Here is a 20,138-nt window from a genome sequence, read left to right as displayed (position 1 = left end):
ATTACTCCTCAAAGCCCGAGATCGTCGGCAATCTCCTTCAACGCTTCCAGGCTCAAATCCAAGAAATCGCTGAGGGGAATGCCGACCTGCTCACACTCGGCGATGATAGCGCGGTCGGCGCCGGCCGCAAAGGCCTTTTCTTTGTAGCGCTTGCGAACACTCTTGGGTTTGACGGACGCCAGCTTCTTGTCCGGATACACAAGGGCCGCGGCGATAACCAGCCCGGTCACGGTTTCACCCGCGGCCAGGGCGTGATCAAGCGTCGTTTCACGCGCCAGGTCCAGTTGCTTATTGTGCCGGCGAATGGCCGTTGTGATTTCCTCGTGCACGCCGCGCTCGGCCAGGAAATCCGCGCCCTGGATGGCATGCTCGGCAAGGTCCTCTTCCAACCAACCCAAGTCGATGTCGTGCAGCAAACCGGCAATCCCGTAGAAATCCGGATCTTCGCCCAGGCGCTCGGCGAGTTTCCGCAGAATCGCCTCGGAAGCGAGGCTGTGTTTGAACAGTCGGTCTTTGTGTCCCAACTTCTCCGTCAGCAGTTCGAAGGCAGTTTCACGCGTGATTCCGGGGTTCTTTCTTTCCATGGCGGTATTCCTTTCGAAAACGTCATGTTAAAGCCGCCGGCCGCCCCATGCAAGACGCGCTTGTGACAAGCGGCCGTCGTGGCTACGATGTCCCGATTCCGGAGGGCCCATGGATACTCAAGCCATCGTCGATTTTGCCTTGCAGGTCGATCACCTCGAAGCTCTTCCCCGCATGGGTTACCTGATGCGCGGCATTTCTCATCCGGAATCCGTTGCGGCGCACGTGTACGGCGTCACCTTCTGGGCGATGCTGCTCGCCGACCGCATCGCGGGTGCCGACACGCTCAAAGCGTTGCGCATGGCCCTGCTGCATGAACTGGGGGAGATCAAGCTCACCGACGTGCCGAAGATCGCCGAGAAGTACTTGCCCGCGGGCGCCAAGGAGCAGGCCGAAACCGCCATCGCCAACGAACTGCTGGATATACTGGGCGGCGACGGTGAGGCGTTCAAAGAGATGTTCGCCGAGTTTCAGGCGGCCGAAAGTCTCGAAGCCCGCATCGTCCGCGCCGCCGACAAGCTGCAGATGATGCTCAAGGTGTTGCGCTACGAAATGGACGGGCACCGAGGTATTCTCGGATTCTGGAACTACGAACCCAATTTTCGCGATTACGGTCTGCCTGAGGCTCGCGACCTGTTCGAGGAACTCCGTCGTCAGAGGCCGCAAAAACTGAACGATAACAGCGTCGAGCCGTAACGTGCGCTTGATTGCGCGTTCAAAATTCCCGTGTTAATAAGGATGTGCCCTTCATCCCAAGGAGAACTGCATGAGCGCTTCCCGCGGAAATAAGGAACTTAGCCTCCTCCAGCGAATTCTTTACAGCGCAGGCGAAATGGGCGTGACTCTCTCACCGTCGATTGTCGTGGGTTGGCTCCTGTATTTCTACACCGGTCAAGTCGACGAAGCGGGCAACAAGATATATATCGTCGGCTACGGCGCCTTTGCACTTATCAACTTCGTCGGCCGCTTGGTCGATTCGGTTGCCGATCCTTTCGTCGGGTATATATCCGACAAGTACACCACGCGAATGGGACGACGGATTCCCTGGGTCGTGTTCGGCGCGCCTTTTCTAACCTTGTTTTCCATTATGTTGTTTTACCCGCCAAGCTTTCCCGGTTCCTGGGGGAACGTGATGTGGCTGGTCGTGAGCCTTTCGGGTTTCTGGTTTTTCTATACGGCGGTCGTCGCGCCCTACTTGGCGTTGCTGCCGGAAATCACCTACGACAACGACGAGCGCATCGAAATATCAAGTTACATGGGTTACGGCGATGTCTTAGGAATGCTCGTGGCCACCGTCGTGCTTGGCATTTTCATCTTTATGGGCCACGGCAAAATGGATGTGTTGGTGGCCAATCAGAATAACGGCACCGTCGACGTGCGCTACGCCCTGGACGAACCGCCCGAAGAGGACGAGTTCATTCTCAACGATCAATTTGGACCGGTCGAGTCGATCGAAATGGGTGAAGGCCCGGTCGCGCTGGTTGTGGCCGACCTGAACGGCGACGAAAACCGTGAATTGCTGGCGGTCAATCCCGGCACCAATAGCGTGACCGTCCGCCAGGGCCTCGGCCGCGGCGTGCTCGGCGACCCGGTGCAATGGGCTATGGGCACGGCGCCGGCGTGGCTCGCGGTCTCCGACCTGAATCTCGACGGCCATCTCGACATGGTAACGGCCAATGCGGGCGATGACGGCATCGGCGTACGCCTCGGCACCGAAACAGGCTTCGGCGACCTGCAAAGCTATCCGATGGGCCGACGCCCCACGCAGGTAATTACCGCCTATCTCGACGACGACAAGTACCTCGATATCGTGACCGCCAACGCCGACGACGGCACGCTTGCGGTACGGTTGGGCACCGGAGACGGAACACTGGGCGATGTCGTCACCCTGCCGACCGATCCGCAAACCGCCTCGTTGGCCGCAGCCGACCTCAACAAAGACAAGAGGCTCGATTTGGTCGCAGCCTCCCCGGCGACTGGCCGGATCGTCAGCCGCCTCGGCGACGACGGGCGCGCCTATACGTACTCGGCCCGATTCGACATGGGCTTGAGCGCCGCCGCCGTAGCCGCCACCGATATCAATAACGACGGATACGCCGATCTGATTTCCGCCGACGCGATCTCCGGCGCGGCTTTCGTGCGGCTCGGTACCGGCGACGGCAATTTTCACGAACCGACAGCCTATCCGCTGTGCCCCAACGCCACCAACCTCTACATGCGCGACGTGAATGACGACGGCCGTAAGGACATCGTCACCGTTAGCGCCGATCGCGGCTTGGTGTACGCGTTGTTCGCCCTGGAAGACGGCACCTTTGAAGGACCGCAAAGCATGGACATGGCCGGCCCGGCGGCCTCGGTCACGGTCGCCGATCTCAATGGCGGCGGCATCACGGTGGGACCGATTCACTTCAAAGACGGCTACAAACTCGCGGCCTGGATTTTCGGCATCGCCATGATGCTTTGTTTCTGGCTTTCGATCTGGCGCGTCCGCGAAAAGCCGCACGACGCTACCAAGGAAGTGCCGTTCAAATTCTGGGAAGCGTTCCGCCATTGCTTGAAAAACCCGGCGTTCATTCCCTACGTCTTTTCCGTGAGTTTCTTCCGCGTTGCGGTGGACGTTCTCGTGGCGATGATCCCCTTCATGGTCGTCGTCATCATGGGTTTCACGGAAGACATCGCCGGCTTCTTGCAGGGCGGCATCGTCATTTTCGCACTGCCCCTGTTTGCGGTCGTCTACAAAATGTCCGCCAGAATCGGGAAGAAGAAGATATTCCTCCTGTCGCAATTATGGTTCGCCGCCGTTCTGCCCTTCCTGGTGACGATGAAGCACTTCCCCGTGTTCGGCTGGGCGGCCAACGCGATTGTCGGCGGCAGGTTAAACGACGGCGCGGTGATCCTCATTCACCTCTGCGTTATTTTTGTATTCGCCACCTTCCCAATCGCCTCGGTTTTCGTACTGCCGCGGGCGATCTTTGCCGATATCATCGACCTGGACGCCAAGCGTACCGGCTATCGACGCGAGGCAATGTACAACGGCATGGAGGGCTTGCTGACCAAATTCGCTGCCGGTATTGCCACGGTGATCGCCCCGTTGCTGCTCAAATATTTCGGCGATACAGTGGACAATCCCTGGGGGATTCTCTTGGCCGGCCCGGTCGCGGGCGTGTTCCTGGTAATGGGTTGGTGGTCGTTCCGTTTCTACCCAATCGAGAAGTGAGTCATGGATACAATACTGGCATCCGCGGTAAAAGTTGACATCACGCCCTATCTGATCCACGAGACCTATCTCGCCGGCTTCGGTCCCAACCGCCTGGCGACCGGTGTCTTGGACCCCCTCACCGCGCGCATCCTCTTCCTCGAAGATGAGAACGGCCCCGCGGTATGGATCAGCCTCGACCTCATCGGTTTCCTGCTCGGTGACGTTGACACGCTGCGCTCCCGATTGCGTGGTATCGCCCCGGAACGCATCTTGGTCTGCAGCACGCACACACACGCCGGGCCTGACACCATCGGCCTGTGGGGGCCCACCGTCGGCGGCGTGCCGATCAAAAACGGACGGGACCCCGAATACATCAAGTGGCTGATCGATCAGGTCGTGGCCGGCGTGCGGCGCGCCCGAGGACGTCGGCGCCCGGCGGTGATCGGCTTTGGCGAGGACGCCGGCGACAAAAGTGAGTGGACCTTGAACATCCGCCAACCCGGCTACAACGATCAAAGCATGGGCATCATGCGCGTGGACACCGTGGACGGTCGCCCGATCGCTTGCCTGACCAACTACGCCTGCCATCCGGAGATTTTGTGGGACATGAACACGAAGATCTCGCCGGACTACGTTCATTACCTGCACAAAGCCGTGGAGGACGCGACCGGCGCCGTCAGCATATTCATGAACGGTGCGCTCGGCGGCATGATCACCAGCGTCTTGGATGACGACACAGGATACAGCGACCGGCGGCGCTTCTACCGGAACATGGGTCGCGCGTTTGGCGAAATCGCCGCGGCGACCTGGGAACAAATCCGCCCGACGACCATCAAGGAGATCGTGCATCGCCACCAACGGCGTTGGTTCCCCGTGGACAACAAGCAGTTCACATTCATGGCGAACCTGGGAGTTTTTCAGCGGGAATTCCGCCGCAACGAAATCGAAACCCGCATCGACTTTTGGCAAATCGGTTCCGCGCAATTCGTAACCTTGCCCGGCGAACCGCTCCCCTCGGTCGGCTTTGCCGCCAAGGACTTGCTGACCGGCGATCCGGCCTTCCTTTTCGGCCTCGGCAACGACGAACTCGGCTACCTCGTTAGTGATCGGGAAGCGGATGATCCGCGTTACGCCTACGAACGTTCGATGTCGGTCGGTCCTGACGCGACGAACCTTTTTCTGGAAACCATTGATTCTCTGGTTCGCGCAAAATGAAAGTGATCGCCCTCACCGGCGGTATCGGCTGCGGCAAAAGTGTCGTCGCCGCGATGTTCCGCGACCTTGGCGCGCCAACCCTGGACGCCGACCAAGTTTCGCGTGATGTCGTCGAACCCGGCACGCCCGGTTACAACCAAATTCTCGACCTATTCGGAAATGACGTCCTTTGTGCCGACGGCGGTATCGACCGCGCGAAGCTCCGCGATGTTGTCTTCCGAAACGAGGCGGCTCGACGCGATCTCGAGGCAATCATTCACCCGCTGGTCTTTCAACGTATCGCCGAATGGATCGCCGAATGTGCGCAAAGAAACCTGGTGATAATCGCTATTGAAATCCCGCTGCTTTTCGAGGTGGATACGCCGGATGTTTTTCACGCCACCGTCGCGGTCGTGGCGCCGCGAGCCACCCAAATCTCGCGTGTTGTGAAGCGCACGGAATTGGACGCGGCGGCCGTGGAGCGCGTGGTCGCCGCGCAAATGGACCCGTACGAAAAAGCAAAACGCGCCGATCATGTGGTGGATAACAGCGGCGACCTGGACAGGACCCGGCAGCAGGTCGTGGCAATATTCCACGCCCTAACCGCTTCGGACTAGTCGACCGTATACTTGTCGCCCGCCGCCAATATGCGAACCTTGTCGCCGTATGTCGAGCGAATCATGCCCAAGGAAAACTTGTCCGAATCGTGAGCCGAAACGTAAAGCTTCTTGACGCCGACTTCCTGCAAGGCAACGGCAAGCAACCCGATTTCCTCCGGTCGATTACGCAGCCAAGGCTGCCGCCGAGACACCAGCCAACGCCACGGAAGCCTGACCTCGTCATCAAGCAACGCGTGCAACCCACCGATGTATGCGTAGGTTTTCTGGCCCGTGAGATGCAACGCGTAGGCCAGAATCGGCAAGACCTCGGGGTGCGCGTCGGCGACGATGCAAACTAGTCCCTTTCCGGCCAGATTAACGATCAGCATCCGCTCATAGACGCGCCCGAAAACGTAGAGTCGACCCGGCAGGCGCGGCGACACGGCCACGCCCGGCGCCAACTTATGCGGCGTCTTCGCGTTCCGGGACACCGAGTAGACGGGTACATCCGAGAAATCGAGTTCCACACCCGACCGCCCGGTCCACGCCGCCCAAGTGCCGCCCACGTGTTCGCGGTGATTGTGGCTCAGCACGACCGCGTCGAGCGTGCCGACGAATTTTTCCGGATCGTAGCCGAGCGCCTGCAGGTTGTGGCATAGAGGCGACGGCCGTTCGCGCCACCGCCGATCGCCCACGTCGAACAAAAAGCGCTTGCCGTCCACCTCGATCAAATAACTCATCCCGGCGTCGCCGATGAGTCGATCGCTGGAGGTGTGCCATTCGAAAAGAACCTGAATGCTCATCTGCTGCGCTTCGCCGATATCGAATTCGTCGCTTTCCGTCACCCTCTCGATGCGCCGCCACGACGCCCTGTCGCGCAAACTTCCCAACAGAAAACGCAGCCAAAGCACGACATTCAACACCACAAACGACGCAACCACGCCGATCGCCGCGATTCCAAGTACACGCAGGGCGAGAAAAACGAATTCGCGCACACCAACCTCCAACCGGGCCGGTATTATTACACATTTCACGGGTGAATGCGTTCCGCAAATGCGATATTGTAGACGAACTATGACGACGCGTGACGACCTTATCGCCCGGATCGAAACGGGTGCCGCGAATATGCGGAAACAACGTTGGGGAACATTGCTTTCCGAACTCACGGACCACGTCTACCTGGTCGGCGGAACCGTTCGCGATCTGGCCCTGGGCATCGAACCGAAAGATATCGACCTGCTATTGCCGGCCGGGCACGCGCTGGACGTCGGTGAGCGTCTGGCCAAAAAACTCGGCGCGCGATTCGTCCTGCTTCACGCCGATTTCGGCGTCTGCCGCGTCGTGCTGCGGCCCGAGTACTGGCTTGATCTGGCCGATTTCCAAGGTGCTACGCTCGAAGAAGATCTCGCGCGGCGCGACCTGAGAATCAACGCCGTCGCCCTGCGCTTTCCGGGCCCGGCCGAACCGGTCGACCCGCTCCACGGCCTGGATGACCTGTCGGCCGGTATCGCGCGCGTGCCTTCCCCGGAAGTGCTCGCCGCCGACCCCGTGCGCGTGTTGCGCGTATTTCGTTTCGCCGCGCAATTCGATTTGACGGTAGACGAACAAACAATCGCCGCCTGCCGCGACCACGCGAAAAATCTGGCCGAGACGCCGGGTGAACGCGTGTGGGAAGAACTGCGCCGGATCCTCGGCCACGCCCGCGCCGCGCCGTGGATCGCCGCACTGGATGAGTGCCGCATTGTGGACGCCCTTTTCCCCCCGTTGGCCGCCGCCGCCGGGTTTCCGCAACCGGAATATCATCACCTCGATGTTCGCGATCATTCCATCGAAGCCGCCAAACAGGTTGACGCCTTGGTGCGCGACGAATTTTTCGCTCCGGCCCTCGCCGAGCCGGAAAATCGGGCGATGCTGCGGCTGGCCGCGCTGCTGCACGACGTCGGCAAACCGCCCAGCGCGACGCCTGATGAAAAACGCGGCTTCACGCGTTTCCCAATGCATTCGAGGCTCGGCGCCCAATTGAGCGCACAAATGGCCGATCGATTGCGCCTCTCCAAGAAAGAGAAAAAGCGTCTCGTTCGCCTAGTCGATGTGCACATGCGGCCCCACCAACTGGCCGAATTGCACGCCAACAACCGGCTGACTTCCCGCGCCGCACGCCGCTTTTTCGTCGACTTGAAAGAAGATTGGCTGCTGGCCCTGGCACTCGCCCGCGCCGATTTGCTCGCTACCAATGGACCCAAAGCGCCTCCAGAGGGACTGGCCCGCGCCAAAGCCTTCGCCGCCTTCCTCGCTTCGGAGAGGGAGCGCCGCGGCGCTCCCGGCGAGCCGCTGGTTTCCGGCGAAGAGATATTGACCCTGGGCGTACCGCCCGGGCCTGCGGTGGGTCGCTTGCTGGAGGCCGTGGAAGAAGAGCGTTTCCGGCGTCCGTCACTCACGCGTCGTGAAGCGCTGGACCTGCTCGCGCGAATCGCTCACAATGAAAACCTCATCCAACCAAAGGACTCGAACTGATGCGCCTCGACCGACGCCGCGCCAACGAAATGCGCCCCGTAAAATTCACACGCGGTGTATCCGACCACGCCGAAGGAAGCTGTCTGGTCGAATTCGGCCTAACTCACGTTCGTTGCACCGCCACAGTGAATGAGCATCTTCCACGCTGGCGAAAAGCCGAAGACGGCGGCTGGGTCACCGGCGAATACGACATGCTGCCGCGTGCCGGTCACGAACGCAGTCCCCGCACCGGTGGGCGCGGCGGGCGGGCGCAGGAAATCAGCCGCTTGGTCGGCCGCAGTTTTCGGGCCGTCACCGATCTGTCCAAGTTGCCCGGCGTGACCATCGTCATCGACTGCGACGTCCTGCAGGCCGACGGCGGCACGCGGACCGCGGCGATCTCCGGCGGCTACATCGCGCTCATCGACGCCCTTCGTTATTGTCGCGAGAAAAACTTGATTCAACAGATGCCGCTGCGGGATTCGGTGGCGGCGGTCAGCGTCGGCCTAGTCGATGGGAAAGCCTATCTCGATCTCTGTTACGAAGAAGATTTCTCCGCAACGCTCGACGCAAATTTCGTGATTACCGGTCGCGGCGATCTCGTGGAAATCCAAATGACCGGCGAGGAGGCAACCTTCACCGAAGAAGATTTGCATCAGTTGTTGGGTTTGGCGAAACGCGGCGTCCGCAAACTCACGCGGTTACAACGCGTGGCCACCGGGCCCGTGCGCTTTCTCCGGAGCGGCGGGTGAATATCCTCGTCGCCACCGGTAACGCGGGCAAACTGCGCGAGTTGCGCCAGCTTCTCGAACCGCAGGGGCATCAAATCCTCGGCTTAGGCGACCTCGCGATCACCGAGGAACCGCTCGAAGACGGCGCGACGTTTCGTGAAAATGCGTTGAAAAAAGCGGACTTCTTTGCCGAACGAAGCGGCATCGTCACCATCGCCGACGACTCCGGCCTTTGCGTCGACGCCTTGGACGGCGCGCCGGGTGTGTTTAGCGCTCGTTACGCCGGACCCGACGCGGATGACGCCGCCAACAACGAGAAGTTGCTGCGCGAATTAGCTGATGAATCACATCGCGCGGCCCATTTTGTTTGCGTCGCCGTTTGCGCCAAACCCGGTGGCGACACGGTGGACTCGCGCGGCGAATGCAGCGGCGAAATCGTGGCGGCTCCGCAGGGCGACGGCGGCTTCGGCTATGACCCCTTGTTCTATGTGGCGGAATACGACGCGACCTTCGCGCAACTGCCGCCCGATGTAAAAAACCGCATCAGTCACCGCGGCAAAGCCATTCGGGGGCTGGTCCATCAACTGGCGGATTTCTTGGTGCCGTGACCCGCGGCGCTACCAATCTCGCCGTTCCTGTGGCAAGAAAGAAACGATGAAACTCATCATTCAAATTCCGTGCTTCAACGAAGCCGCCACGTTGCCGGGCACCCTCGCCGACCTGCCGTGCGCGATTCCCGGTTTCGATGAGGTGGAAATCCTCGTCGTGGATGACGGCAGCACCGACGGCACGGGGCAGATCGCGCGGGATGCCGGTGTCGATCACGTTTTGCGTTTCGTCTCTAATCGGGGCCTGGCCGCCGCGTTCCGCGCCGGTTTGGACAAAGCGCTGGCCCTCGGCGCGGATGTCATCGTCAACACCGACGGCGACAATCAGTATCCCGGTACGGCAATCCCCGAGTTGGTAAGACCGATTGTCGACGGTGAAGCCGAGTTGGTCGTCGGCGTCCGCAACATCGAAAACGTTCCGCATTTTTCGCGGTTCAAGAAACGTTTGCAGCGTGCCGGATCGGCCGTCGTGCGCCGCTTTTCAGGCCTGCGCGTGGAAGACGCCACGAGTGGTTTTCGCGCTTTCTCTCGACGCGCCGCCACGCGCTTGAACGTCATCAATCGCTACACCTACACCCTCGAAACACTCATCCAGGCCGGGCGCCAAGACCTCGCCGTGGTGACCGTTCCGATCGACGTGAATCCGAAAACCAGGGAAAGCCGCCTCATTCGCTCGACACCGAAATACATTTGGCGCAGCGCCATCACGATCGTCCGCATGTTCATCACGTATGAACCCTTGCGCGCGCTCGGGTCGATCGCGGCGTTGCTTCTCGGCGTGGGAATGCTCATCGGCATGCGCTTCGTCTATTTTTACTGCACCGAAGGCGGTCGCGGTCATGTCCAAAGCCTGATCCTCGCCGCGATCTTGATTATCATCGGCTTCCAAACCGGCGTCCTCGGCGTGCTGGCCGACCTCTCGGCGACCAACCGGCGCCTACTCGAAGACCTGCTCGCCCGGTCCCGCCAACGAACCCGGGATGACGGATCGTGAGCTCCGACGCCACGCGCGTCCTGTTTCTCACTACGAGTTTCCCGCTCTATGCGGAACATTGGTCGGGCGTGTTCGTATATCGCCAAGCCCTGGCAATTTCGAAATGCGGTTGCTCCGTCACAGTCCTGGCACCCGGCGCCCCGGGCGCGGCGACTCGCGAGACCATCGGCCCGCTGCGTATCGAACGCTTTCGCTATCTTCCCGAACGCGCGCAGCAAATCGCCTACGGCGGCGGCATCCCCGCCAACCTGAAAAACAAACCCTGGCTTTGGCTTGGCGTGCCCGCGTTTGGCCTGAGTTTGATACGGGCGGCATCGCGGCTGGCTCGCGATCACGACTTGCTGCACGCGCATTGGTCTTTCGCCGGGGCGCTCGCCTCCTTGAAGCAGGTGCGTCGCGAGAAGCCGCTGGCCGTCAGTTTCCACGGCAGCGATTTGGCCCGCGCCGACGGCCCTTACGCAACTTTCGCCCGCCGCGCCGCCCGCGCCGCGAACCTCGTGGTCGTGCATAGCGACGATATGCACCGGCGCGCTTCGGAAATCGGGGTCCCGGGGGCGAAAATCCTCCAACTGCCCCATGGCGTCGATGCCGGTGAGTTCACGCCGCGAAAATCAGCGGACGGTCCGTTTCGTCTCGCCGCCGTCGGACGCTTGAGTTCGGAGAAAGGCTTCGACTTGCTGCTGCGGGCGATGAGCCGAATCGAGACCGATGTCGAATGGCGCCTGGAGATCGCCGGCGAGGGGCCGCTGCGGTCCGAATTGCAGTCGATGACCGAGGCGCTCGGGCTCCAAAAACGCGTCATATGGCGCGGCGCTTTGCGACAATCGGACGTAAAGAAGGTCTTGGAGGACGCCGATTTGCTTCTTATCCCGTCCTATCGGGAAGGATTTAACGTCGTCGCGCTGGAAAGTATGGCCGCGGCGACACCGATTCTCGGCACTCGAGTCGGCGCTTTGCCCGATTTGGTGACCGAAGCAGAAACCGGTTGGCTGGTCGAACCCGGCGACGAGGAAGGCCTCGCGCGGGCCGTGGAGCGATCTCTTGCCGACCGCGCGGCGTGTCACCGCATGGGTCGCCTTGGGCGGGATCGACTCCAAAAGCACTACTCGCTTGTGACGGTGAACGAACCGCTCGTGGCCGCCTATCGGGGATTGTTGGAATCGTGATGGATATCTATTTACGAGGAGTTGCGGCATGAAAGCTCTCGTACGGGTGGTCGATGGACAAAGCACTTTCCGGTACCCGATCACCGGTATCCTGCAACGAATCGGCCGCGACCCATCCTGCGAGATTTTCCTCGACGGCGAGGAAGTCAGCCGACGCCATGCCGAGCTGACCCAAACCCACGAAGGGATATTCATCCGCGATCTGGAAAGCGGCAACGGAACCTTTCTCAATGCGCAGCGCATCGCCGGATTGACTCCCGTGCAAGTGGGCGACCGTGTGGGTGTCGGCAAGCATTTGCTCGTGCTCATCGAGGAAAAGGACAGCTATATGGAAGCCACCACCGCCGGCGACGAGGACCATGCCCGCCACCTGCGCCTGCCCGCCGCCGATTTCCCGCCCGAGGTGGAGTCTGCCACCGACGACACGACGGTGATCGCGCAAACTCAGCAACTCAAGGCCGATCTCGGCGCGCTGACCGAAGAGGGGAAAACGCGGCCGCGATTGGTGATCGCCACGGGCCCCAAACGTGGCAGCATCGTCGTGCTTACTTCGCCGGAAATCGAAATTGGTCGTAGCCCGGAGGCGCACCTGGTGCTGCCCGACAACCAGGTTTCGGCGGCGCACGCGCGGGTCGTCTCGCGCAAGGGCGCTCATTATATTTACGACAATCGCTCCTTGAACGGCGTGCTGGTCAACGGCAGCAAGGTCCGCGGTGTGCCGTTGAAAAGCGGTGACCACATACAACTCGGGGAAACGGTGATGGTGTACGAAGACCCGGCCCATCCGGTGCCGTCACGTCCCGTGGAAGTGGTGGCGGTGAAGAGTGATGAAGCGCAATCGCACCGCTGGTGGCTGTGGGTTGCCGGGGGCACCGTGATCCTCGCGGCTGCGGTTGCCGTGGCGTTGTTCTGGTTTTGACGGCGCCACGGCTTGCGAAAATGAGGTGCATGCCTTACAAAAAGCACACGCCTTTGCGTGAGGTTGGACAATGAAAAGTGCATGGATTTTCTTGCTGGTTGCGGCTTTGCTGATTTCGTTCGGCAGTGTCGCCGGGGCCGAAGAGCGAATCATGGTCGATTCGCTGGTGGCGACCGTCGAGAACGAAACGATTTCCATTGAAGATGTCTATGTCGAAACCGAGATTCTAGCGCGTACCAAAATCTGGTTTTCGCTGACCGAGGTTCCGGAAAATCCGACCGAGAAGCTAGCGTTTCAGGAAATCATCACGCGCAAGCTCCTGTATATGCAGGCGCGCAAAATGGGTTTCGCCGAGGTTCCTCCGGAACGCGTCGAGGCTGCCATGGCCGAGTTTCGCGCCACTTTCTCCAGCCCGAAGGCCTACCATGACTGGTTGATGGAGCACGATCTTCGTGATCCGGGCGTGAAACAAACTCACAAGGATCTCGAACATTTCCGCTTGATTACCAAGCGCTTTTATCGCCGGCTGGTGATTGCCAACTACCTGGAGAAAAAAATCGCCGTGCAGGTTAAGCTTGGACGTAATGCGTATCTCGAAAAGAACGAAGCCAAGCTTCGGGCCGCGGCGCCAGGCGCAACAGAAGAACAATTGATCGAAATGGCTTGCAAAGCTCTCTATAACGAGAAACTGCAGGAACACATCGCGGAATTGCGCGAACGAAGCAACGTCGTGATTATCCGAGGTCGCTTCTTGTAACAAACGTTGACACCCCCGAGGTGCGGTGCTAGCATGCCGCGGATTTTTCGCGGCTCGAAAAAATGGGAGATTTCCCTTGCGATTCAGTATTTTATGGGCCTTCGTTGCCATTTCCTTATGTTTGTTCGCACCGGCCTGCGACCGGGGTGACTCCCCCGACCCGGCCGAACCGCTCACTTGCGTCGACCACATCGAGGATGAGGCGTACCTCGGGTCCTACCGCGCGCTGCTCGGCGTGGGCGACGGCGCTTACAAAGCGCTGCAACTGTTTTTTGACTCGCCCGGTCGGTTCAATGTCGTTGCCGCTTTGAACGGTCCCAGCAGTGCCGTGCGGCGACTGGCGGCGCTCAACGAACACCTCGAGAATTTCGATCTCTACGGTCAGACCGGTGACGGCGCTACGCAGTTGCAGGCCGATCGCGATCTGGTCGCCGCATTCGGCAACGCGTTCTACATCAATCCCGACAGCGCCTTCTTCCCGCCCGGCGTAACGGCGGCGGATTTCGACAATGGCGAGCCTGTCTCCCTGCCGCCCATGATCAGCCCGGTCGATCCCGACGGAATTTTCCCGGTCGTCACCGTATACGATGACCGCGGCGCCCCTGTCGATTTCGTCCTCGCGCACGATCTGAATGCCAATGGCCAACGCGATGCCGGTGAGCCCTTGGTCTTGCGCCTGGCCGAACCCTATGACGACGTGAACGACAACGGCGCTTACGACCCCGGTGAGAGCTTTGACGACGTCGGCTTGGACGGCGTCGACGCCAGCGGCGATTACGGCGAGGCAAACGGCCGCTTCGACGCCAACCCACGAGTGGCGCGGTGGCTCGACAATGACCCGATAAACCTGGCCGCGACGGCCAACATTCCCCTCGAAGGCGGCTACGCCGGCAGCATCTATCTCGATTCGCTGCGCGAGGATCCGCGCGGGTACAACGAACAAACCGCCGCGTTGGCCGACGTGCTGGCGCTCCGTTTGGACGAAGTGGACCGAACGACCGACGACTTCTGCATCGTCAACACCCTTGGCCGTTATGACGACTTCCTCGGCGACTATCCGGTATTCACCAACTCGTTCTGGCTGCCGGAAAAATTTTCGTATTTCGATCTCCCGGCTTCCGACGCCGATTTCTGGAGCGAGGACGATGCAGCGTTTCGCGCCGCGCGCCTCAACCAAGCGTTGCGCTTTTTGTCATTGCGCATGCCTAACGGCCTCGACGACAGCCCGAAAGAAGCGCCGGTGATCTGGCAGGTACGGGAATTTTTCAGCGATAACCTCCAGAATTACGTGCGTTTCGGTGTCGGATTCCCCGCCGGGTATTTCGACGACTTCAGTAACTGGAAAACCTTCCCGGTCTTGTACGTCTTTCACGATTCCAACGACGATCTGAACGATTTGCGCCAACTACTCGTTTATCAAGGCGACCTGGCGCGCCGCCTGCTCGCCAAACAAGCGTTGATTATCGTAGTGGACGGCACCCGTGAAGCCGAAGGCCGTTCGGGATTTTCGCACTATGTCGACCAGGCGGCCGATGAATTCGGCGGCGACTATGGCGTCGTGGTGGAAGAACTCATCACGCACGTGGAAAGCCGTTTCCGCGTCCAAATCGACATTCACGACCGCGACGATGACTAGCATTGCTCTCCAACCGCCGGAAATCAGCATCGATTGCGCGATGCCCGACGACTTGGAAGCAATCGCCCACATCGATGCCGAAGCGTTCCTGACCCCCTGGCACATCGACAGCTTTCACGACGCCCTCTCCCGCTCCTACGCACTGTTTTTCGCGGTGCGCAACGGCGGCGAACTGATCGGGTATTCCCTCGCGTGGTTGGTCGCCGACGAACTGCACATTTTAAAATTCGCCATCGATAAATCATTTCGCTCGTGCGGGCTCGGACGGGAATTGCTGGAAGCCACGCTGCGCCGCGCCAAGGCCAAGGACGCGTCGATCGCGTGGTTGGAAGTCCGGCCGTCCAATCGGGAGGCTCTGGCGATGTACACCCGCGCGGGTTTCAAAGTAGCGTATCGCCGCCGCCGGTACTATTCGGATACCGGCGAAGACGCCATTATTCTGGTTTTCTCGTTATCCGAAGACGCGGAGGAAACGTGACGGCCAAGTTCCTGCAGGACGTGCCGGTTACCGCCAACGAACGGCTGAATGAAAGCCACTTTCGCCTGTCCTTCCGTTTTCCAGAACTTGCGCAAACCGCCCGCCCCGGACAATTCATTACCCTTACCCGCCGTCTGGATGACTTCCGCCGCCTCCGCCGGCCTTTTTCACTCCATCGCGTCACCGATGACGGCATCGTCCAAATCCTGGTGAAGATCGTCGGCGAGAGCACGGCTGCTCTGGGGAATATTAAAGCCGGCGATACCGTCAACGTTTTGGGGCCGTTGGGTGACGGCGCGTTTGTCGTAGACCCGACACGCCCGCGCGTATTGATCGTCGGCGGCGGCATCGGCATCGCCCCTTTCCTTTTCCTGCTCGACGAAATCACGCCGCGGAAGGATTTCGCCCCCGAGGCTTTCTTTGGCGGACGCACGGCTACGGACTTACCGGCGCTTGCGGATTTCGAAGCCGGCGACGTACCACTGCTGACGGCCACCGAGGATGGTTCGCTTGGTCACCGCGGCCTGGTTACCGAAGTATTTTCGCCGCGCCTGACCTCCCTACCCGCGGCCGAATGCCAAGTGCTCGCCTGCGGCCCACCGGCGATGCTAAAGGCCGTCGCCGAACAAGCGGCCGCCGCTGGAGTACCCTGCCAAGTAAGCTTGGAAAACATGATGGCCTGCGGCGTCGGGTCCTGTCGCGGCTGCGTCGTACAGGTTGTCGAGAACGCGGCGGACGAAGGCATTCCCTACCTGCGCGTCTGTCACGAGGGCCCGGTGTTTGAAGCCTCGCAATTGGTGTGGAGCGATCTGGCATGAGTGAACCCGATCTACGAGTCGACTTAGGGCGCGGCCTGCTGCTGAAGACTCCCGTGATGGCCGCCTCGGGTACGTACGGTTACGGCGTCGAGTACGAAGACCTCACTGATCTGGCGGCGGTCGGCGCCATCGTGGTCAAGGGGTTGTCGCCGGAGCCTCGCCGCGGCAATCCGACACCCCGCATTGTCGAAACGCCGTGCGGCCTGCTCAACTCCATCGGCCTGGAGAATCCGGGCGTCGAGCGTTTTCTGGAACACAAATACAAACGCCTCGTGGAGCATGGCGCGACGATTATCGCCAACGTGTACGGAGAATCCGAAGACGACTACCTGCGTGTTGTCGAGCGCCTTTCCAGCCCGGAGGCGGAACACGTTCTGGGCCTCGAACTCAACGTAAGCTGCCCGAACGTCAAAGCGGGCGGCGTCGTTTTCGGAACCGACGCCGACGTTCTCGGCCGACTCGTGCAACGCGTTCGGCAAGCGACCGACAAGCACCTCATGGTGAAGCTGACGCCGAACGTCACCGATATCGTATCGCTCGCGAAAGTCGCCGCGGAGGCCGGGGCGGATTCCCTGTCGGCGATCAACACGCTGCTGGGTATCGCCGTGGACCTGCAGACGCGCGGCGCGATGCTCGGCAACGTGACCGGCGGCCTCAGCGGACCGGCGATCAAACCCGTCGCGCTGCGCATGGCGTGGCAAGTGGCGCAAGCCGTTGACGTGCCGGTCGTCGGCATCGGCGGCATCGCCACCGGCGAAGACGCGTTGGAATATGTGTTGGTGGGTTGTCACGCTGTGCAGGTCGGCACGGCGAATTTCGTCGATCCTCGTTCGCCCATTCGCATCGCCGCCGAGATGGCGCTCTGGCTGAAAACCGAAGGCCTACCGAACCTCGCCGCACTGCGCGGCACGTTTCGCGCAACGCCTTAGAATTCGCAAACCCCGCACCGCGCCGTCACCCAGTTCATCAGAACCGTCACGATCGCCTCGATGCCCAAGGTTTCGGTGTCGAGTTCGAGGTCGGCCAGCGCCACGTAAAGCGGGTCGCGTTTGGCGAAGACGTCCTTGATTTCCTCAATCGGGTCGCCGCCCTCGGTCAACGCGGGCCGGTCGTCCGATTCCGCCACACGTTTCGCCATCACCCGGGGCGAGGCATGCAGGTAGATGATCTGCGTTTCGCGTTGCAGCACGGCGCGATTTTCCTCGTCCAAAATGATGCCGCCGCCGGTGTCGAGAAAACCGCCCTTACCCGGCTCGACAATGCTTGCGAAACGCGACAGGCAGGTCTGCAAAGCTTGTTTTTCCAGTTCGCGGAATGCGGGCCAACCGCCGCTTTCCACAATTTCCGTGACGGTTTTACCCGCCGTCTCGACGACCTCATCGTCGGTGGCCAAGTAGGGCCACCCGGTGAGATTCGCCAAACGTTTGCCGACGGTCGTCTTGCCGCCGCCTCTTGGTCCGATAAGCGCGAAAATCATTTTCTTCCTTCTTCGTAGAACGCCCGCTCCATTACGTCGAATGGCGGTTCCTTATTCGTCCACAAACGGAACTGGTCGCACGCCTGATGCAGAAACATGCGGTCGCCGCCGATGGCCGTGCCCCCAGCGGCCTCCGCCGCCTTCATCAGCGGCGTGGGCAACGGTTGGTACACCACGTCGAGCAACACGACGCGCGGTCCCATCCATTGCGCGGGCACGGGCGTTTGGTCGATCCATTCCCCACCGCCGACCGGCGTGGTTTGAAACACGCATTCGCCGGACATGACGATGCCGGGCGCTTCCGGATCGTCTATTCCGCAGGCGGACATCGGGATGCCGGCGTAGGCGAATTGCTCACGGAAATGCTCGGCACGATCGCGACGGCGGGCGAGGATCGCCACGTTTTTCGCCCGGCTGCGCACCGCGGCACCCACCGCAGCCCTAGCCGCCCCGCCGGCGCCGATCACGACGACAGCTTTGTTGGTGAGAGTCACGTTACGTTCGTCCAAGGCCGCAAAAATGCCGCTGACATCGGTGTTGACGCCAAGAATGCCTTGTTCTTGAAACACCAGCGTGTTGATCGCGCCCAATTCGCGGTCGACGGTCATCGTCACGTCGGCGAGGCGCAGCGCGATTTCTTTGTAGGGCATCGTTACGGCGAGGCCGCCCCAACCCTTCGCCCTGGCTTCGGCGACGACGGCCTCCGGGGAGTCGGTCGAGACGGCGATAAAAGTGTACGGCAATTCGAGAGCCGCGAATCCCGCGTTATGGACGGCGGGGCTTTTCGACTGCGAGACGTCGCGCCCGATGACGCCGAAGAACGTACGGGACTCGCTTTGGGGTAGTGCGTTCATTCCATGGCCGCTTCGAGAATTTTTTCGGTTAGCCGCTGCGGTCCGCGAACGCCCGCCGTGGGCGCGAAGTTGTTGATCAACACGGCGAAGGCGTACTGGTCGTTCCGCGCGTCGTAGCAATAGCCGGCCAGCGACACGACACCGTTAAGCAATCCGGTTTTCGCGCGAACCCGCTCCCGCAAAGGCGATTTCTTGAAGCGATACCGCAGGGTGCCGTTTACGCCGGCGATCGGCTGCGCGCTCAGATACTCGGGAAAGAGACGCGGATTGTTGGCCATCCAGGCCAGCAGATTCACCATGCTGTGCGCGCTCTGTAGGTTTTCACGGGCCAGGCCGGAACCGTCGAAAACGACTTCGCCCTCTTGGTACAGGCCATTTTGCTTGAGCCAGGCCGTCACCGCCGCGGCACCCTTTTCCCGCGAGCCCGGCACGCCTTGTTCCACCGCCCCGATCGTGCGCAGCAATTGCTCGGCGGTGAAATTGTTGGAATAGCGGTAAAGGTGCCGGACAATCTCAGAAATCTCCGGCCCCTCGTGCTCGCAAATCACGTAGCCTTTGCGGCCGATGGAACCGGCCCGATTGACGCCCGCGACCTCGATGCCGACGCTTTTCATCATGGCGCGGATCGTGCCCAGCGCGAAGGGCAAGGGATCGCGGATCGCGTGATAGGTCGGGCCCGGCCGGGCCGTCCTGCCAATTTCACCGCTGATGTGCGCCGTGCCCTGGTTGAACGACAGGTAGGTTTTGTTCACCATCCCATCCACCGTGGCGATACTGCCCCGCACCTTCAGATCGTCGGGATGAGGGTCAAACGTCGTTTTCGCCGGCGCGCCCACTTCGCCACCACCTCGCACGGAAAACGCGACCGTGTTGAAATTCACCGATAGCGCGCCCAACGGCGCATGGTAGGCGCGGTACGTTTGCCGGCCCCACTCGGGATAGAAGCGCACCGCGTCGTGGAAGGTGTCGTCGCCCACCAGATCGCCGGTCACCTTTTTTACGCCGGCGATTTCCATCCCATGCACGAGTTTCCAGACTTGTTCCATCGTCAAGGCCGGGTCGCCGCTGCCCACGACGTACAGGTTGCCCTTCACGACACCGTGGCGGTCCGGCAGCCGGTCGGCCTTCACGCGGGTTTTGAAACGATACTCAGGCCCCAACAAATTATAGGCAGCCGCGCCGGTAACCAATTTGTTGGTGCTGGCCGGGATGCAGAGTCGGTTCGGGTTGTGTTCAAAAAGCACTTTGCCGGTTTTCAGGTGCTTGATTTGAATCGTCAGCTTGGCGTTTTTCAGAATCGGGTTGCTTAGGAGCCGTTTGATTCTCTTTCGCTGATCGGCGGAGAGCGTGGGGCCCGCGGGCACTTCTTCCTCGGCGGGCGTCATTTCCGGCGTGTCCGCCGTAGGCGTCGGCGAAGCGGCCGGTGTGGGATCGGTTTCCGCCGCATGTACACCGAAGCAAACGACGACGAGTAGTAGGATCAGGGCGAATACGGCATACGCTCCGCGACGCTGCGACCAAGTCATGACGTTCGGCTCCCTCCAACGGTTTGGAAACAGGTTAAAGACGCCCTCGCTTCCTGGCAACCCGCCGTGTGACCTTGCAATGCAGTTTAGCCCGGTTACAATGCGGC

At 60.9% G+C, this 20,138-nt stretch carries 20 protein-coding genes; 15 read left to right on the top strand and 5 right to left on the bottom strand.

Translation table 11 applies throughout. From position 1 onward, the window contains the following. Positions 1-8 precede the first annotated feature (8 nt). Entirely contained in the window at positions 9-584 is a 576-nt protein-coding gene (locus tag P9L99_18980; protein MDP8225452.1) for an HDIG domain-containing protein, read from the bottom strand. Between the two features lie 109 nt (positions 585-693). Here P9L99_18980 and P9L99_18975 point away from each other — a divergent pair, with 109 nt between their 5' ends. The 4 genes from P9L99_18975 (at position 694) to coaE (ending at position 5,592) form a co-directional block, all read left to right on the top strand. Beyond that, entirely contained in the window at positions 694-1,278 is a 585-nt protein-coding gene (locus P9L99_18975) for an HD domain-containing protein (protein ID MDP8225451.1), read from the top strand. A 70-nt stretch (positions 1,279-1,348) separates the two neighbouring features. Further along, a complete protein-coding gene (locus P9L99_18970) occupies positions 1,349-3,799 on the top strand; it encodes an MFS transporter (protein MDP8225450.1) in 2,451 nt (816 codons plus the stop codon). A 3-nt stretch (positions 3,800-3,802) separates the two neighbouring features. Beyond that, positions 3,803-4,996, top strand: coding sequence for a hypothetical protein (locus P9L99_18965; GenBank protein MDP8225449.1), 1,194 nt, complete (start codon positions 3,803-3,805; stop codon positions 4,994-4,996). After that, entirely contained in the window at positions 4,993-5,592 is a 600-nt protein-coding gene (gene coaE, locus P9L99_18960) for a dephospho-CoA kinase (protein MDP8225448.1), read from the top strand. The genes P9L99_18965 and coaE overlap by 4 nt, the downstream gene beginning before the upstream one ends. Here the strand turns inward: coaE and P9L99_18955 are convergent. Further along, entirely contained in the window at positions 5,589-6,569 is a 981-nt protein-coding gene (locus tag P9L99_18955) for a hypothetical protein (GenBank protein MDP8225447.1), read from the bottom strand. The genes coaE and P9L99_18955 overlap by 4 nt on opposite strands. A 130-nt stretch (positions 6,570-6,699) precedes the next feature. Here P9L99_18955 and P9L99_18950 point away from each other — a divergent pair, with 130 nt between their 5' ends. The 11 genes from P9L99_18950 (at position 6,700) to P9L99_18900 (ending at position 17,103) form a co-directional block, all read left to right on the top strand. Then, a complete protein-coding gene (locus P9L99_18950; GenBank protein MDP8225446.1) occupies positions 6,700-8,088 on the top strand; it encodes an HD domain-containing protein in 1,389 nt (462 codons plus the stop codon). Then, complete coding sequence (rph, locus tag P9L99_18945; protein ID MDP8225445.1) at positions 8,088-8,819, top strand: ribonuclease PH; 732 nt, start codon at positions 8,088-8,090, stop codon at positions 8,817-8,819. Before P9L99_18950 ends, rph begins: the two co-directional genes overlap by 1 nt. Beyond that, positions 8,816-9,406 carry an XTP/dITP diphosphatase gene (locus P9L99_18940; protein MDP8225444.1) on the top strand — a complete coding sequence of 197 codons (591 nt, stop codon included), beginning with the start codon at positions 8,816-8,818 and terminating at the stop codon, positions 9,404-9,406. Before rph ends, P9L99_18940 begins: the two co-directional genes overlap by 4 nt. Positions 9,407-9,452: 46 nt before the next feature. Beyond that, positions 9,453-10,400: a glycosyltransferase family 2 protein gene (locus tag P9L99_18935; GenBank protein MDP8225443.1), complete on the top strand. Its 948-nt coding sequence runs from the start codon at positions 9,453-9,455 to the stop codon at positions 10,398-10,400. Beyond that, positions 10,397-11,566 carry a glycosyltransferase family 4 protein gene (locus tag P9L99_18930; protein ID MDP8225442.1) on the top strand — a complete coding sequence of 390 codons (1,170 nt, stop codon included), beginning with the start codon at positions 10,397-10,399 and terminating at the stop codon, positions 11,564-11,566. The genes P9L99_18935 and P9L99_18930 overlap by 4 nt, the downstream gene beginning before the upstream one ends. Before the next feature lie 28 nt (positions 11,567-11,594). Next, the gene (locus P9L99_18925) at positions 11,595-12,485 is read left to right on the top strand and encodes an FHA domain-containing protein (GenBank protein ID MDP8225441.1); all 891 of its coding nucleotides are present in this window, start codon (positions 11,595-11,597) and stop codon (positions 12,483-12,485) included. Positions 12,486-12,555: 70 nt separating this feature from the next. Beyond that, positions 12,556-13,242, top strand: a complete 687-nt coding sequence (locus P9L99_18920; protein MDP8225440.1) for a hypothetical protein — start codon at positions 12,556-12,558, stop codon at positions 13,240-13,242. 76 nt (positions 13,243-13,318) lie between these two features. Beyond that, on the top strand, positions 13,319-14,878 hold the full coding sequence (locus tag P9L99_18915) for a hypothetical protein (protein ID MDP8225439.1): 1,560 nt from the start codon (positions 13,319-13,321) through the stop codon (positions 14,876-14,878). Further along, positions 14,871-15,356 (top strand): ribosomal protein S18-alanine N-acetyltransferase, encoded by a 486-nt coding sequence (rimI, locus tag P9L99_18910; GenBank protein ID MDP8225438.1) that lies wholly within the window; start codon positions 14,871-14,873, stop codon positions 15,354-15,356. The genes P9L99_18915 and rimI overlap by 8 nt, the downstream gene beginning before the upstream one ends. Further along, positions 15,353-16,174: a dihydroorotate dehydrogenase electron transfer subunit gene (locus P9L99_18905; protein MDP8225437.1), complete on the top strand. Its 822-nt coding sequence runs from the start codon at positions 15,353-15,355 to the stop codon at positions 16,172-16,174. The genes rimI and P9L99_18905 overlap by 4 nt, the downstream gene beginning before the upstream one ends. Beyond that, positions 16,171-17,103, top strand: coding sequence for a dihydroorotate dehydrogenase (locus P9L99_18900; GenBank protein MDP8225436.1), 933 nt, complete (start codon positions 16,171-16,173; stop codon positions 17,101-17,103). Before P9L99_18905 ends, P9L99_18900 begins: the two co-directional genes overlap by 4 nt. Here P9L99_18900 and P9L99_18895 read toward each other — a convergent pair. From P9L99_18895 to dacB, 3 genes are read right to left on the bottom strand one after another with little or no spacing between them, the layout of a single operon-like run. After that, positions 17,100-17,651, bottom strand: coding sequence for a shikimate kinase (locus tag P9L99_18895; GenBank protein ID MDP8225435.1), 552 nt, complete (start codon positions 17,649-17,651; stop codon positions 17,100-17,102). The two genes, P9L99_18900 and P9L99_18895, sit on opposite strands and share 4 nt — an antisense overlap. Beyond that, positions 17,648-18,505, bottom strand: a complete 858-nt coding sequence (locus P9L99_18890; protein ID MDP8225434.1) for a shikimate dehydrogenase — start codon at positions 18,503-18,505, stop codon at positions 17,648-17,650. The genes P9L99_18895 and P9L99_18890 overlap by 4 nt, the downstream gene beginning before the upstream one ends. Further along, positions 18,502-20,031, bottom strand: coding sequence for a D-alanyl-D-alanine carboxypeptidase/D-alanyl-D-alanine-endopeptidase (gene dacB / locus P9L99_18885; protein ID MDP8225433.1), 1,530 nt, complete (start codon positions 20,029-20,031; stop codon positions 18,502-18,504). The genes P9L99_18890 and dacB overlap by 4 nt, the downstream gene beginning before the upstream one ends. Between the last annotated feature and the right edge of the window lie 107 nt (positions 20,032-20,138).

Source organism: Candidatus Lernaella stagnicola, assembly GCA_030765525.1.
Lineage (GTDB): Bacteria > Lernaellota > Lernaellaia > Lernaellales > Lernaellaceae > Lernaella > Lernaella stagnicola.
Note: the sequence above shows the minus strand (reverse complement) of the source record. Positions and strands in the feature narration are given on the sequence as shown.